Here is a 14713-nt window from a genome sequence, read left to right on the forward strand (position 1 = left end):
GGGCGGTACGGACCGGGCGGTACGGGCACCGCCCGGCGGTGCCCGCTTACGACGTTACCCGAACGGGGGTGCCCGCTTCAGTCGCTCGGCGCGCTCTGCGGCCACAGCGCCGGGTCCGGGGTGAAGCGGATCTCCAGGGCACCGTCGCGCAGCGCGGCGCCGGAGACGGTGCAGCGGCGCAGCGCCGACGGCAGCGTGCGGATCCGCCGGAAGCGGCCGACGGTCACCACGATCTCGTCGCCGCGGCGCACCAGGCCGAGGCCGTCCCGTCGGGCGCCGGGCAGCGGCACCCGCCACAGGAGGATGCCGTCCGAGGCCAGCCGGTCCTCGACGGTCCAGGGGTCGGCGGCCGCGGCGGCCGGCTCCGTGGGGGGCACGGCGCCGGTGGGCGCGGGCAGCAGCGCGCCGAGCTCCTCGACGCCCTGCGGGTCGCGGCCCAGGTGCGGCACCTCGTGGACGGGGACGTCGGGGAACTCCGCGCGCAGCGCCTTGAGGGCGGTCTGCTGGCTGCCGGAGAGCCCGGCCAGGAAGGGGTCGGCGGAGCCGGTCGGCAGCAGGCGGTTGACCAGCACGCCGTCGGTGCGGCGGCCGTGCAGCGCGAGGCCGGCGCGGAGGGTGCGCAGGGCGGCGGTGGCGACCGGGCCGGCGTCGGTGACCAGGCGGACGGAGGTGCCGGGGGCGTCCACCACCCGCTGGACGGCGGCGAGTTCGCTCTCCCAGCGCTCGGCGGCCTCGTACAGCTTCTGGGCCGGCATGGGGACGCCGGCGAGCTGGGCCAGCACCGGGCGCAGCGCGCGGGCCGCCTGGCGCTCGGGCGGCAGCAGGCGGCGGAGGTAGCGGCGGACCTGCGCGGGCAGGGCGAGCAGCCGGATCGTTTCGGCGGCCGGCGGCATGTCGACGACGAGCAGGTCCCAGTCGTGGGAGGCGTGCGCGGCGCGCAGCGCGTGCAGCAGGGCGAAGGACTCGGCGCCGGGGAGTTCGGTGAGTTCGTCCTCGTCCAGGGGGGCCGCGCCGAGCAGGTCCAGGGCGGCGCCGGCGCGCTCCTGGAAGGCGAGGAACTCCTGGCGGAACCGGTCGGCGGGGTCGATCCGGCGGGCGTACAGGCCGGGGGCCGCGGCTATCGGGGCCGGGGCGGCGACACCGGGGCGGGCGCCGAGGACCACCTCCGGGGCGCTGGCCTGGGTGGTGAGCAGGAGGGTCCGGGCGCCCTGCCGGGCACCGGCCAGGGCGGTCGCGGCGGCGAGCGTGGTCCGGCCCGCGCCGCCGGGGCCGGTGACGAGGACGGTCCGCACGCTCAGTGCTTCTCGGCCTCGTCGGCGCGGGGGGCGCCGGACGCCGCGGGGCCGCCCTCCACCCGCTTCTTCAGGCCGGCCAGCGCCCGGTCGATGATGACCTTCTCGGCCTTGCGCTTGATCATCCCGAGCATCGGGATCTTGACGTCGACGGTGAGCTGGTAGGTCACCTCGGTGCGGGCACCGCCGTCCAGCGCGCGGAGCCGGTAGGAGCCGTCCAGGACGCGCAGCATCTGCGACTTGACCAGCGACCAGCTGACCTCGTTCTCGCCGGTCCAGGTGTAGGCGAGGGTGTGGTCGTCCTTGATGGCACCGGCGTCCAGCACCAGGCGCACCTCCGCGGCGCGGCCGCGGTCGTCGGTGGCGCGGATCTCGGCTTCCTTGACCTCTCCGGTCCACTCCGGGTAGCGGTCGAAGTCGGCGATCACTCCCATCACCTCGGCCGGTGCCGCCTCGATCGTGATGTTCGAGCTGGTGTGTTCGGCCATCGCCGTGACTCCTCCATACCGATTCATGCCGGTCCGCCGACCCTGCGGGAGAGACCCGTTTCCCTGGTGTCGCTGCTGCTGAAGGCTACCGCGCGGCGGAAGTCGGACCGACACCAGCGGGCCGCCGCGACGGCCTCACCACTCCAGCACGTAGGGCGTGCCGGTCGCGTTGAAGTGCCCGACATTGACGCATTCCGTACCGCCGATCCGCACCCGGCGGGCGAGCGGCTGATGGACGTGGCCGAAGAGGGCGTAGCGGGGCCGGGTGGTGCGGATGGCGTGCAGCAGGGCGGCGCTGCCCCGTTCGAAGCGGCGGGCGACGGTGTCGTAGCAGAGCTCGGGGACGTCCGGCGGTATGTGGGTGCACAGCACGTCCACCTCGCCGACCGCCTCGACCTTGGCGGCGTACTCCTCGTCGCTGATCTCGTAGGGCATGGGGGTCCCCCCTGGTCTAACGAAGTTGAGAGCGCGGGGAAGCATGGGGCCGGCCAGGCCGCCGCCGACGAAGCCGAAGACCCGTCCGCCGATCTCCACCCGCTCCCCGTCGAGGACGGTCACACCGGGCCCGGCGTACTCGGACCACAGCCGCGGCACGTCGACGTTGCCGTAGGTCGCGTAGGTGGGGGTGGGGAACGCGGCGAAGAGGTCGGCGTACTGGCGGCGGACCGCGGCCTCGACGACCTCGTCCCGGCCGGCGCCGCCGTCCAGCTCGGCCCAGAGCCGGCGGCCCAGCGCATGGGCCTCGTCGAAGCGGCGGGCGGTGCGCAGGGCGACCAGGGCGTCGGTGTTGGCGACGCCGAAGAGGTCGGGGAAGATGCCGCGCGAATGGTCCGCGTAGTCGAGGAAGAGGACCAGGTCGCCGAGGCAGACCAGGGCGTCGGCCCCGTCCCCGGCCGCCGCCAGGTCCCGGCCGTTCCCATGGACGTCACTGACCACATGCACGCGCATGGCGTCACCCTAGGCCCTGCCCCGCGGGTCGGACAGGGGCCCGGATCGCGCCGGGCGCCCGCGGGAGACCGCTGGTCGCCGCACTGGTTACTTTCGGGTCACCTCGGGGCTGGTCTAGTCTGCGCGTGCAGTCCCCCATGACGTGTCCCCCGCATGTGACGCATCGAACATCTGGCCGTAACCCCCTATCCCAAAGCAATACCGATGGGTAACGTCCAGGGCCGTCCAATCCCCCTGCATGATCATGGACCGCAGCCGGTGCGCACACAGCGTCGTGGTGCCGGCGCTTTCGAGGAGCAGCAGTCTTGCGCGAGTTCAGCCTTCCGGCCCTGTACGAGGTCCCCGCGGACGGCAATCTGACGGATCTGATCCGCCGCAATGCCGCGCAGTACCCGGATGTCGCGGTCATGGGGCGGAAGGTGAACGGCACCTGGGAGGACGTCAGCGCCGCCACCTTCCTCGCCGAGGTCCGGGCGGCCGCCAAGGGGCTGATGGCCTCCGGGGTCAAGCCCGGCGACCGGGTCGGCCTGATGTCGCGCACCCGTTACGAGTGGACGCTGCTGGACTTCGCCATCTGGAGCGCGGGCGCCATCACCGTCCCCGTGTACGAGACCAGCTCCGCCGAGCAGATCCAGTGGATCCTCGGCGACTCCGGCGCGGTGGCCTGCCTGGTGGAGACCCCCGCCCACGAGGCGACCGTGGAGGCGGTCCGCGACCGGCTGCCGCAGCTGGAGAACATCTGGCAGATCGAGCGGGACGCCCTCACACGGCTGCGGGCGGCCGGCGAGGGCATCACCGACGAGGAGGTCGACGAGCGCAGCGGGCTGGCCGACGCGGACTCCCCCGCCACCATCGTCTACACCTCCGGCACCACCGGCCGCCCCAAGGGCTGCGTGCTCAGCCACCGCAGCTTCTTCGCGGAGTGCGGCAACGTCGTCGAGCGGCTGCGCCCGCTCTTCCGCACCGGCCAGTCCTCGGTACTGCTCTTCCTGCCCGTCGCGCACGTCTTCGGCCGGCTGGTGCAGATCGCCTCCGTCATGGCGCCGATCAAGCTGGGCCACGCGCCGGACATCAAGAACCTCACCGACGACCTGGCCTCCTTCCGGCCGACGCTGATCCTGGGCGTCCCCCGGGTCTTCGAGAAGGTCTACAACGGTGCGCGGGCCAAGGCGCAGGCCGACGGCAAGGGCAAGATCTTCGACAAGGCGGCGGAGACCGCCATCGCCTACAGCCGGGCCCTGGACACCCCCGCCGGCGCGGGCTTCGGCCTCAAGCTCCGCTACAAGATCTTCGACCGCCTGGTCTACGGCAAGCTGCGGGCGGTCCTGGGCGGCCGGGCCACCCACGCCATCTCCGGCGGCGCCCCGCTCGGCGAGCGGCTGGGCCACTTCTACCGCGGTATCGGCTTCACCGCCCTGGAGGGCTACGGCCTGACGGAGTCCTGCGCGGCCACCGCCTTCAACCCCTGGGACCGGCAGAAGATCGGCACGGTCGGGCAGCCGCTGCCCGGCTCGGTGGTCCGGATCGCCGACGACGGCGAGGTGCTGCTGCACGGCGAGCACCTGTTCACCGAGTACTGGAACAACCCCACGGCCACCCAGGAGGCGCTCTCCGACGGCTGGTTCCACACCGGCGACCTCGGCACCCTCGACGAGGACGGCTACCTCGCCATCACCGGCCGCAAGAAGGAGATCCTCGTGACCGCGGGCGGCAAGAACGTCGCCCCCGCCGTCATCGAGGACCGCATCCGCGCCCACGCGCTGATCGCCGAGTGCATGGTGGTCGGCGACGGCCGTCCGTTCATCAGCGCGCTGATCACCCTGGACCCGGAGTTCCTGCCCCGCTGGGCCGAGGAGCACGGCCGCCCGGCCGATGCCACCCCCGCCCAGCTCGCCGAGGACCCCGAGCTCCTGGCCGCCGTCCAGCGCGCGGTCGACGACGGCAACGCGGCGGTCTCCAAGGCCGAGTCGGTGCGCAAGTTCCGCATCCTGCCGGCCCAGCTCACCGAGGAGTCCGGGCACATAACGCCGTCGCTGAAGCTGAAGCGGAACGTCGTCGCCAAGGACTTCGCGGAGGACATCGAGGCGCTCTACCGCGGGTAGGGCGCCGGGAGCCTCCGCACCGCAGACGTCCGCCGCCCCGGCCCTCGGCCACGGCGGCGGACGTCTGCGTGACGACGGGCTACAGCAGTTCCCTCAGCCGCTCCGCCAGCAGGTCCCAGCGCCACTTCTCCTCCACCCAGGCGCGGCCGCGCTCGCCCATCGCGCGGCGCAGGGCGGGGTCCGTCAGGAGCGTGACGATGCGCTCGGCGGCGGCGGACGGGGAGCCGCCGGGCACCACCCAGCCGGTCTCGCCGTCCAGCACCGCGTCCGGGGCGCCGCCGGAGTCGCCCGCGACCACCGGCAGCCCGGTGGCGGACGCCTCCAGGTAGACGATGCCCAGGCCCTCGACGTCCAGGCCGCCGCGGCGGGTGCGGCAGGGCATCGCGAAGACGTCGCCCGCGCCGTAGTGGGCCGGCAGCTCCTCCCACGGGACGGCGCCGGTGAAGCGGACCGCGTCGGCCACGCCCTTCTCCAGGGCCAGCGCGTGCAGCTGCTCCTCGTACGGGCCGCCGCCGACGACCAGCAGCACCGCGTCCGGCACCGCGGCGAGGATCTCCGGCATCGCCTCGATGAGGGTGTCCTGCCCCTTGCGCGGGACGAGCCGGGAGACGCAGACCACCACCGGCCGGTCGGCCAGCCCGAGCCGGGCCCGCACCTCGGCCCCGCCGGAGTCCGGGTGGAAGGTCTTCTCGTCGACGCCGGGCGGCAGTTGGACCATCCGGGCGGCGGCGTCCGGGGTGAGCGCGGCGGCGATCCGCGAGCGGGTGTACTCACCGAGGTAGGTGAGGGTGTCGGTGCCCTCGCCGATCCGGCGCAACAGCCGCCGGGCGGCGGGCAGCTGCGCCCAGCCGGCCTCGTGGCCGTGGGTGGTCGCCACGATCCGGCGGGCGCCGGCCGCGCGGAGCGCCGGCGCCATCAGCCCCAGGGGCGCCGCCGCCCCGAACCACACGGTGGAGCAGTCGTGTTCGCGCAGCAGCGAGACCGCCCGCCGGGTCACCCGCGGCGTCGGCAGCAGCATCGTCGTGGCGTCCCGGATCACCGGGAACGGCTGCTCGGCGTCGAAGGCGGCGGTGGCCGCGCGGCCCTCCTCGCTCCGCTTCCAGGTGGAGGCGTAGACGACGACCCGGTCCGGATCGAGCCGCAGCGCCATGCTGTGCAGGAAGGCCTGGATACCGCCGGGCCGGGGCGGGAAGTCGTTGGTGACGATGAGGGTCTTGTGCACGGTGGTCTCTTATGCGGTCGACGATCTCTCGGCGGGCGGGCCGCGGGGCGGGCCGGACGGTCCGGGGCCGACAGTACCGGGTGGGCGGCCCGGCCCGGACGGCGCGCCCCGCCACGCCCGCACCCGGCCCGCCCGACCACGCCCCACCCTCCGGGGCATCATGCAGGCAGGACGACCGACGGGGTGGCGATGACCAGCACCGACAGCACGGCGGACACGGCGGAGCGGCCCGCGCGGCTCCCCTGGGCCGCCCGCACCGCCCGCTCGGCGGCGGCCGCCTGGACCGCGTGGGCCGCGACCCGGGCGCTGCTCCTGCTCTGCGCGATGCGGGTGCTGGTGCTGCCCGGTCCGGACGTCACCACCGACGTCTCGGTGATCTACCAGGGCTGGGCCGAGGTCCTGAGGACCGGCACCTTCCCGCTCGACGACGTCACCTGGCAGTACCCGCCGGCCGCCGCGCTGCCGGTCCTCGCCCCCGGTCTGCTGCCGTTCCTCCCGTACGCCACCGCGTTCTTCGCCCTGATGCTGGTCGTGGACGCGGCGGCGCTGGCCCTCCTGCTGCGCGCCGGGCGCCGGCCGGGGCACCGCAGGACCGGGGCCTGGGTGTGGATCGCCGGCGTCGCCCTGCTCGGCCCGACCGCCTACGCCCGCTACGACCTGCTGGTGGCGGCGGTGGCCGCGGCGGCGCTGCTCGCGGCGGCCCGCCGGCCGCGCACCGCGGGCGCGCTGATCGCCTGCGGCGCGCTGCTCAAGGTCTGGCCGGTGCTGCTGCTGGCCGGGGCGCCGCTGCGCGGCCGCCGGGCCCGCGCCCTGTGGTGGAGCGCGGCGGGCTGGGGCGCCGGGCTGCTGCTGGCCGCGGTCGTGGCCGTGCCGGGCGCGCTCTGCTTCGTCGGCTTCCAGCGCGACCGCGGCACCGAGGTCGAGTCGCTGGGCGCGCTGGTGCTGCACCTCGCGCGGCACGCCGGCTGGCCCGGCGAGGTGCAACTCCACTACGGCTCACTGGAGTTCCTCGGCCCCGGCGTCCCTCTGGTGAGCGCCCTGGCGCTGGCGCTGTCCGGTGCCGCGCTGGCCTGGCTGGTCCACTGGCGGCTGCGGACGGCGGAGTTCACCGCCGCGACGCTCGCGGACGCCGCCTTCACCGCGGTCCTGCTGTTCACCACCACCAGCCGGGTGATCAGCCCGCAGTACCTGCTGTGGCTGGTCGGCACGGCCGCGGTCTGCCTGACCGTACGGGCCGGCCGGCAGGGCCTGCCGGCCGTGCTGGTGCTGCTGGCCACCGGGGTGACCCTGCTGGAGTTCCCGATCCACTTCGCGGACGTGGTGGCGAGCACCCCGTGGGGCGTCACGCTGCTGGTCCTGCGCAACGGCCTGCTGGTCGCCGCGTGCCTGCTCGCCTGCCGCCGGCTGCGGAACCCCGGCGGTCGCGGCCGCCGCGCGCAGGACGCCGGGGTGCCCGGCGTCCGCCCCTCCCTCAGCCCAGCTCCTGACGCACATACGCCCGCCACATCGCGGTGAACTCGCCCATCCCCACGCCGAGTTGGGCCCGCATGGCGCGCTCGACCACGGCGCCGCGGCCGCCCCGCGCCCCGCCGCCCACCGCCGGGGCGGCGGGCGCGCGGGAGGCCGCCGGGGCGGGGGTGCGCGCCTCCATCGGGGCCTTGCCCGGACCGGCCCCGACGGTGCGGAGCCCGCGCCGGCCGGTGTCGCGGTAGAAGGCGACCAGCCGGGCCTCGCCCCACTTCTCGGCGATCATCCGGCAGGCCAGCCAGCCGCCCTCGTACGCCGTGGCCAGCCGCTCCGCGCCGGCCCGGAAGCCGAAGTCGGCGTCGCTCGGCAGCCGGGCGGGCGGCCGGCCCGCGGTGACCGTGCGGGAGAGCTCCGGCGCGGTGCTGGCGGGCGTGCGGTGCACCTCCCGGTAGGCGACCCAGTCCGCGAACCCCTCGGAGAGCCACAGCGGGGTGGCGGGCGTGGTGAGCGCCCGGGTGGCGACATGGGTTGTCTCGTGGGTGAGGACGACCGTGCGGCCCAGGTCGTTGAGCTCCTCGTAGGCGTCCGGGTTGACGATCACCCGGTCCGCGGGGGCCGCCGCCACCGCCCCCGCCTCCCCGGTGGTGACGGCCGCGATCCCGGCGTACCCCGACGGATCGTCGCTGCCCATCAGCTGCGCCATCCGCTCGACGGTGTCCGGCGCCTCCACCACCACCTTCCGGGCCCACTTCTCCTTCCAGGCGGCGGAGACCGCGGGCACCGCCGCGTCCACCCGGGCCGCCAGGTCCCGCAGCCGCGCCGGGTCCGCCGCCCCGCCCAGGACCAGGCTGTACCGGCCGCGCACCAGCCGGACCGGGCCCTGGTCCCACAGCTGGTCGGTGCCGGTCCTGCCGTCGGCGGCGCCGTCGGAGTCGGAGCTGACCAGCCAACGGCCGCCGCGCTCGGTGAGGGTGAGGTACTGGAGGCTGGTGACCGGGGCGGTGTCGAAGCCCTTGAGGCGGTAGCGCAGCCGCACCTGCGCGGCCAGCTGCCGGCCGCCGCCGGCCGGCAGCCGGAAGACACCGGTGGCGACCAGGTCGTAGCGCCAGTCGGCCAGCGGGACGGCGGCGAGGTGGTCGAAGACGGCGCGCTGCCGGGTGCGGAAGGCGGTGGCCCGGGGGTCGACGGAGGCCAGGAAGGCCGCGGGGTCGTGCCGCCGGACGGCGTCGGCCCGGGCGTCGAGCATCCGCTGGGCGCCCGGGTACTGGTCGGTGGGCCCCTGCGCGGGGGCGCAGCCGGCGAGCGGGACCAGCAGCGCGAACAGCGGCACCGCGCAGCCGACCAGCCGTGCGGCCCGCCGCGCCCGTCTGCGTCGCGCCCTCTGGTCCGCCATGCGGCCGATCGTAAGGGCGGCCCGGCCGGGGCAACACCGCGGGGTCGGGCGGCTCAGGGCCGGGTGACCGCCGAGACCGGCATCATGCCGACCGGGTCGTAGCGCACCCGGGCGCCGGGATGGGGCGCGTGCACGACCTGCCCGTTGCCGACGTACATCCCGACGTGGCTGGCGTCCGAGCGGTAGATGACGAGGTCGCCGGGGCGGGCCTGGGACAGCGGGACCCGCGTCCCGGCGCCGCGCTGGGCCTGGGAGGTGCGGGGCAGCGAGACGCCGGCCCTGCGGTAGGCCCATTGGGTGAGTCCGGAGCAGTCGAACGTGGACGGGCCGGTCGCGCCCCAGGCGTAGGGGGAGCCGACCGCGGCGCGCGCCGCCGCGACCGCGGCCGCGGCCCGGCCCGAGCCCGCAACGGCCCCGGTCAGGTCCGGCACCTGCGCGTCCCGCCCGTCGCCGCGGGTGGCCCGGTCGTAGGCGGCCCGGGCGTCCGGGGAGAGGGCGTTGAGCAGTCGCTGCGCGGCGGCCAGCTTCCGCTGGACCTCCTTCTTGTGGTGGGCCACCTCGACGCGGCGGGCCTGGAGTTCACCGAGCTTCCGGGCCGCTTCCCGGCGCTGCTGCTCCAGTTGGCGGTTGGCGGCCTGGAGCCGGTGCAGTTCGCGGGTCTGGGTGCCGCTGAGCCGGTCCAGCGCGGACGCCTTCTCCAGGTAGCTGTCGGGCCGTTCGGAGAGCATCAGCCGGACGGTGGGGTCGATCCCGCCGGACCGGTACTGGGCGGCGGCCAGCGCGCCGAGCCGGGACCGCATCCCGTTGACCCGCTCCTGGGTCCGGGCGGCCCGGTCCTGGAGGTCCGACACCGCGGCCCGCGCCCGCTTGGTGCGGGCACTGGCCGCGTTGTACTTCTCGGTGGCCCGCTCGGCCTCCTCGTAGAGCGCGCTGATCCGGGCGGTGGTGCTGCCGCGGTCCGCGGCCCGGGCGGCGGGCGCGGCGGCGGCCGCCCCGGCCGAGCCGGTGCGCCCGCCGGCCGGGTCGGCGCTGGCCTGCGGGGCCGCCAGCGCGGTGACCGCGGTCACCAGGGCGGCGGACAGGACGGTGACCGAGGCGAGAGTGGTCTGGCCGCGCTGCGAGGTACGGCGATGGGACACCACGAGGGCCGCAACTCCTTCCGTGTGCAGCCCCTGCCGTCCGGGCGGGACGGTCGGTGATCCGGCAGCTGCGCGGGCAGACAGTAACCGCGCCCCGCTACCCCGACCAAAGACCGCTTTTCGTACCCAAAAAGCCGCTCCGCCGGCGACTTCGCAGGTCACCGGCGGAGCGGGAGGTCAACGGCGGGGGTCGCAATTCCCCCGATCGGGCGGGAGGTTGCGGGTGTTGTGCGTCTTGTCAGACCCGCACGCCGAACTGGAACGGCATGTTGTTGATCGACTCGTAGCGCACCGCGGCGCCCGGCTTCGGGGCGTGCAGCACGGTGCCGTTGCCGGCGTAGAGGCCGATGTGGTGCAGGTCGCCGTAGAAGAGCACCAGGTCGCCGGGCTTGAGGGCGCTCTGCGAGTAGACCCGGGTGCCGGCGTTGGCCTGCTCCTGCGAGGTGCGCGGCAGCGACTGGCCGGCCTGCGAGTACGCCCAGGAGGTCAGGCCCGAGCAGTCGAAGGAGGACGGGCCGGTGGCGCCCCAGACGTAGGGGGAACCTATCTTCCCCTGGGCGGCGGCCAGGGCGGCGCCACCGCGCTGCGAGGCCGGCACGTCGTCGCCGAGGTTGACCCGGTCGTTGCTGCGGTTGGCCCGGTCCTCGCCGGCCTGCACGGCCTCCCGCTCCTTGGCGGTGAGGGTGTTGAGCAGCTCCTGCGCCTTGCCGAGCTTGCCCTTGATCTCGTCCTTCTTGTCCCCGAGCGACTTACGGGTCTCGGAGAGGTCCTTGATCTTGCCCGCGGCCTCGGTGCGCTCCTGCGCGAGCTGGCGCTGTTTGTCCGCGATGGTCTTGAGCTGCTCGGCCTGCTTGCCGCTCAACTGGTCGAGGGTGGCGGCCTTTTCGAGGTACGTGTCCGGGTCGCCGGAGAGGAACAGCTGGACCGAGGGGTCGATGCTGCCGCTGCGGTACTGGCCGGAAGCGATGGCCCCGAGGCCCTTGCGCAGCTGGTTCAACTCACCCTGGCCGCGGGCGACCTTGTCCTGGAGGTCGTCGACCTCCTTTTGGAGCTTGTCCTGCTGCTCCTTGACGCCGTTGTACTTCTCGGTCGCCTGCTCCGCCTGGTCGTAGAGCTTGTCGACCTCGGACTTGACGTCCTTCTTCGACTGGCTCGGGTCGGCGTGCGCCGCCTGGGACGAGAGGGCGACGGCCGCGGCGGCGGTCGCGGTGAGCACGGTCACACGGGTACGGCTCGGCTGCTTGGGTCGACGGTGGGACGCCACGGGGGCGAGCTCCTTCTTCCTCCAGCCGCCTACCGGGAGTGGGGGGAGCACTTGCCTGGGGCCCCGGCTCCGCGCGAACGCCGCGGACTCGGCGGTACCTCCACTGATCGTCCCGGGTGGATGATCGACTGCATGGAGGTTCGAGGCCCGACCTTAGTAACCGAGTTGTGATCGCTTCAAATCCTCACGGGAAAAAACCGGTCCGCGAGCCCTATCTTTTACCAACATCGCACGGCCAGTAAGCGGCACTTGACGCTCCGGTACGAAACGCAAGCGATTTTCCCGGGCGGCATTCCGACCGCCGGGCGAAATGTCAGGTTCGCGCAAGTCGCTTGAGCAGCAAGGCCGATGCGACCGGCCGCGCACCCGCCTTGGCGACCCCGTCGGCCACCTCGCGGTCCGAGGACACCACCACCACCGGGCGGCCGGACGGCTCGGCCCGCACCAGCTGCCGGATCAACTCGTCGGCCGTCACGCCCGGTTTGCTGAACAGCACCCGCACCCCGCGCGGCGGCGCCAGCAGCACCGGCGCGGCCAGCTCCGCCCCGTCGAAGACACAGGTCATCTCCGCGCCGGTCTGGGCCGCCAGCACCGCAAGGCCCCCCAGCAGCCGCAGCCGCTGCTTCTCCAACGGCATCGTCGGATAGCCGGTCTTGGTGACGTTGTAGCCGTCCACCACCAGATGCGCCTGGGGCAGCGCCAACAGCTGGTCCAGCAGCGCCGGATCGGTCTCCGACAGCGCCCGGGTCGCGATGTCCCTGGGCGTCATCCGGCCCGGCGCGACCGCCTCGACGGTGTCCGCCGGACGGCCCGCGGCGGGCGGCAGCGCCAACTCCCGGCGCAGCCCCCGCGCGGCGTCCAGCACGGTGTCCAACAGCAGCCGCAGCCGCATGTCCTCCACGCTGCGCCCCTCGCGGGCCGACCGCCGGCCGGCCTCCAGGGCCGCCTCGGCCTCCGCGACCCGGGCCTTGAGCCGGCGCAGTTCGCTGTCCGCCGCGGCCTTCTCGGTCGCCGCCCGCTCCCGGGCCTCCCCCAGCGCGGCCTCGACCTTGCGGACCGCCGCCTCCCCGCGCCGGACGTCGCTGAGCGCGCTGCGCAGCTTGCGCTGGAGCGACTCGTTCTCCTTGCGGACCGCCTCCAGATCCGCGCGGACCCGGTCCGCCTCCGTACGCGCCTCGCCGCGCGCCTGCGCCAGTTCCTCGCGCAGCCGGGCCAGTTCCCGCTCGGCCTCCTCGCCGGCCCGTTCGGCGCGCGCCCGCTGCGCCTCCTCACCCGCCGCCGCGACCAGCTTGACCCAGCCCTCGGGACGCAGCACATACGCCGCGGCCGCGACGTCGAGCGGATCGGCCGCGGCCGGCAGGGTCCCCTGCTCCAGCGCCTCGGCGAGCTCCGGCTGGGCCTGGCGGAGCTTGCCCGCGATCCGCTGCCGGAAGACCGCGTCGCTCTCCAGCGCCGCGGCCATCGCGTTCCCGGCGAACTTGGCCCGGCGGCTCGGAGTGAAACGGGCGTACTGCCGCAGGGCGGGCGGGAGTTCGGAGACCGTCAGCGTCCCGAACCACTCCGCGATGAGCGCCACGACGCGCCGTCGTACGCCCTCGGGCAGTGGCTGGTCGAGCACCTCGTCGGCCACCCCTCCGGGCGCGTCCGCACGCTCCGCCCCCGGCTCCCCTTCTGGACGTTCCACCACGGCTGCATCGCTCCGATCTCAGGCGCTCGCGCCCGGACGGTCCACCAGCTCGATCTGGTCGACCGCGTTGCACCAGCGGCAGCGGACGGACTCGACGGTCTCGCTGAGGACCTCGCGCTCCTCCACCTTCGGCTCCCCCGCCAGATCCAGGTGGACGTACTCGACGACCTTGGACTGACGGGTCACGTCGAACCGGGTGAGGTTGCCGCAGAGCGTGCAGCGCCACCGGGTTTCCGCCGTCGGCAGGGGAACAGCCATCGTGTCGTCCTCTTTCGTGGTCGGGCTGCGGTGCGGCTTCACGCGGTGCGCCGTCGGACTGCGGAAATACGCAACGTACTGCCTGCAACCCTACGGCCTGACAGGGGGCCGGCGCGGGCCCGCCCGGAAGCAGGGGGCGCGGCGAGGCGCTCTGTCCCGTGTGCCCGCATTGCGCCATGATCACTTCATGACGGCGCCGGCCCACCCCGCCCGCTCGCTGCGCGCGGTGTTCTCACGGATGACGAACGTGCTGATCGCACTGTGCTGCACACTCTTCGTGCTCGGCCCGGCCTCCGGCCTGCTCCGCACCTACGGCACCGGCGACGCCCTGCTCCGCGCCCAGAACGGGTACTTCGCCCACTGGGGCGTGATCCCGCTCGAACTGTGGAGCGGCTCCCCGCGGGCCCTGCTCACCCCGCTCACCGCGCTCTTCGTGCACGGCAGCTGGCTCCACCTGCTCGGCAACGTCCTGTTCCTGTACGTCTTCGGCGCCATGACCGAGGCACGCATGGGCCGGCTCCCCTTCACCGTCTTCTACCTCGCCGTCGGCTACCTGGCGCTCCTGGGCTACGCGGCCGCGCACGCGCACTCCGACCAGACCCTGGTCGGCGCCTCCGGCTCGATCTCCGGCGTACTGGGCGCCTTCCTCTTCCTCTTCCCGCGGGCCCGGGTCACCAGCCTCTTCCCGTTCCTGTTCTTCCTGCCGCTGCGCTTCCCGGCCTGGATCGTGCTGCTCTTCTGGTTCTGCATCCAGTGGCAGGCCGCCCAGCAGGACCCGGCCGGCCCCGGCGTCGCCTACCTCGCCCATGTCGTCGGCTTCGCCCTGGGCTTCCTCTACGCATGGGCCCGCTACGGGCGGGATACTGTGGGGGCCACCAGGGACAAAGGACCATCGGCCGAGGAAGGGAGCCCGCCGTGATCACGTCGATCGTGCTCATCAAGACCAGCGTTGACCAGATCCCGGAGATCGCCGAGCAGATCGCCGCGCTGGAGGGTGTCAGCGAGGTCTACTCGGTCACCGGCGCCCACGACCTCATCGCGATGGTGCGGGTCGCCAACCACGACGACCTCGCGGACGTCATCCCCGGCCGCATCAGCAAGGTCCCCGGCGTCGCCTCCACCGAGACGCACATCGCGTTCCGCACGTACTCCCAACACGACCTGGAGACGGCGTTCTCCATCGGCCTCGACGCGTGACGCTGCGCTGGGCCTGCTTCCCACGTTGTCGGCTTTCCCGCCGTGGGGGTTGCTGTCTTTGTCTTTGCGCCTGCGGCGCTGGCTGACTGTCCGCCGTGTGTCCGCTGCGCGGGGCTGACTTGTCCGCTGCGCGGGGCTGTCGGGTGCGGTGGCGGGGCTGTGGGGCTGGGGGTGTCCGGACTGCTGCGCTTTACGTCCGGACACCCCCAGCCCCACAGCCCCGCCCCCACCCCTTGGGGGTGGGGTTGCGGGGGGT

The 14713-nt window shown here is 74.3% G+C and carries 13 protein-coding genes; 4 read left to right on the forward strand and 9 right to left on the reverse strand.

The window, feature by feature from the left end; translation table 11 throughout:
* Positions 1-77: 77 nt before the first annotated feature.
* From ACIQE0_RS37975 to ACIQE0_RS37985, 3 genes are all read right to left on the reverse strand, one after another.
* Complete coding sequence (locus tag ACIQE0_RS37975; RefSeq protein WP_384104926.1) at positions 78-1292, reverse strand: ArsA family ATPase; 1215 nt, start codon at positions 1290-1292, stop codon at positions 78-80.
* A 2-nt stretch (positions 1293-1294) separates the two neighbouring features.
* Complete coding sequence (locus ACIQE0_RS37980; protein ID WP_366339453.1) at positions 1295-1780, reverse strand: SRPBCC family protein; 486 nt, start codon at positions 1778-1780, stop codon at positions 1295-1297.
* A 135-nt stretch (positions 1781-1915) separates the two neighbouring features.
* Positions 1916-2728: a metallophosphoesterase gene (locus ACIQE0_RS37985; protein ID WP_402340737.1), complete on the reverse strand. Its 813-nt coding sequence runs from the start codon at positions 2726-2728 to the stop codon at positions 1916-1918.
* Positions 2729-3033: 305 nt separating this feature from the next.
* Here ACIQE0_RS37985 and ACIQE0_RS37990 point away from each other — a divergent pair, with 305 nt between their 5' ends.
* Positions 3034-4830 (forward strand): AMP-dependent synthetase/ligase, encoded by a 1797-nt coding sequence (locus ACIQE0_RS37990; RefSeq protein WP_366339449.1) that lies wholly within the window; start codon positions 3034-3036, stop codon positions 4828-4830.
* A gap of 79 nt (positions 4831-4909) precedes the next feature.
* Here the strand turns inward: ACIQE0_RS37990 and ACIQE0_RS37995 are convergent, their stop codons facing one another.
* The gene (locus tag ACIQE0_RS37995; protein ID WP_402340740.1) at positions 4910-6052 is read right to left on the reverse strand and encodes a glycosyltransferase family 4 protein; all 1143 of its coding nucleotides are present in this window, start codon (positions 6050-6052) and stop codon (positions 4910-4912) included.
* Positions 6053-6241: 189 nt separating this feature from the next.
* On the opposite strand from ACIQE0_RS37995, the gene ACIQE0_RS38000 reads away from it, so the two are divergent.
* Positions 6242-7567, forward strand: a complete 1326-nt coding sequence (locus tag ACIQE0_RS38000) for a glycosyltransferase 87 family protein (RefSeq protein ID WP_402340744.1) — start codon at positions 6242-6244, stop codon at positions 7565-7567.
* Here the strand turns inward: ACIQE0_RS38000 and ACIQE0_RS38005 are convergent.
* The 5 genes from ACIQE0_RS38005 to ACIQE0_RS38025 form a co-directional block, all read right to left on the reverse strand.
* Positions 7524-8912: a hypothetical protein gene (locus ACIQE0_RS38005; protein ID WP_402340747.1), complete on the reverse strand. Its 1389-nt coding sequence runs from the start codon at positions 8910-8912 to the stop codon at positions 7524-7526. The genes ACIQE0_RS38000 and ACIQE0_RS38005 overlap by 44 nt on opposite strands.
* Before the next feature lie 53 nt (positions 8913-8965).
* Entirely contained in the window at positions 8966-10054 is a 1089-nt protein-coding gene (locus tag ACIQE0_RS38010) for an NlpC/P60 family protein (RefSeq protein ID WP_402340750.1), read from the reverse strand.
* A gap of 235 nt (positions 10055-10289) precedes the next feature.
* Positions 10290-11315 carry an NlpC/P60 family protein gene (locus tag ACIQE0_RS38015; protein ID WP_366339439.1) on the reverse strand — a complete coding sequence of 342 codons (1026 nt, stop codon included), beginning with the start codon at positions 11313-11315 and terminating at the stop codon, positions 10290-10292.
* 313 nt (positions 11316-11628) lie between these two features.
* Positions 11629-13002, reverse strand: a complete 1374-nt coding sequence (locus tag ACIQE0_RS38020; protein WP_402340753.1) for an NYN domain-containing protein — start codon at positions 13000-13002, stop codon at positions 11629-11631.
* Positions 13003-13020: 18 nt separating this feature from the next.
* Positions 13021-13260, reverse strand: a complete 240-nt coding sequence (locus ACIQE0_RS38025; RefSeq protein ID WP_366339437.1) for a hypothetical protein — start codon at positions 13258-13260, stop codon at positions 13021-13023.
* Positions 13261-13447: 187 nt separating this feature from the next.
* Here ACIQE0_RS38025 and ACIQE0_RS38030 point away from each other — a divergent pair, with 187 nt between their 5' ends.
* Entirely contained in the window at positions 13448-14179 is a 732-nt protein-coding gene (locus ACIQE0_RS38030; protein WP_402340756.1) for a rhomboid family intramembrane serine protease, read from the forward strand.
* Entirely contained in the window at positions 14176-14457 is a 282-nt protein-coding gene (locus tag ACIQE0_RS38035) for an Lrp/AsnC ligand binding domain-containing protein (RefSeq protein ID WP_366339436.1), read from the forward strand. Before ACIQE0_RS38030 ends, ACIQE0_RS38035 begins: the two co-directional genes overlap by 4 nt.
* Positions 14458-14713 lie beyond the last annotated feature (256 nt).

Source organism: Streptomyces sp. NPDC093097, from assembly GCF_044754325.1.
GTDB lineage: Bacteria > Actinomycetota > Actinomycetes > Streptomycetales > Streptomycetaceae > Streptomyces.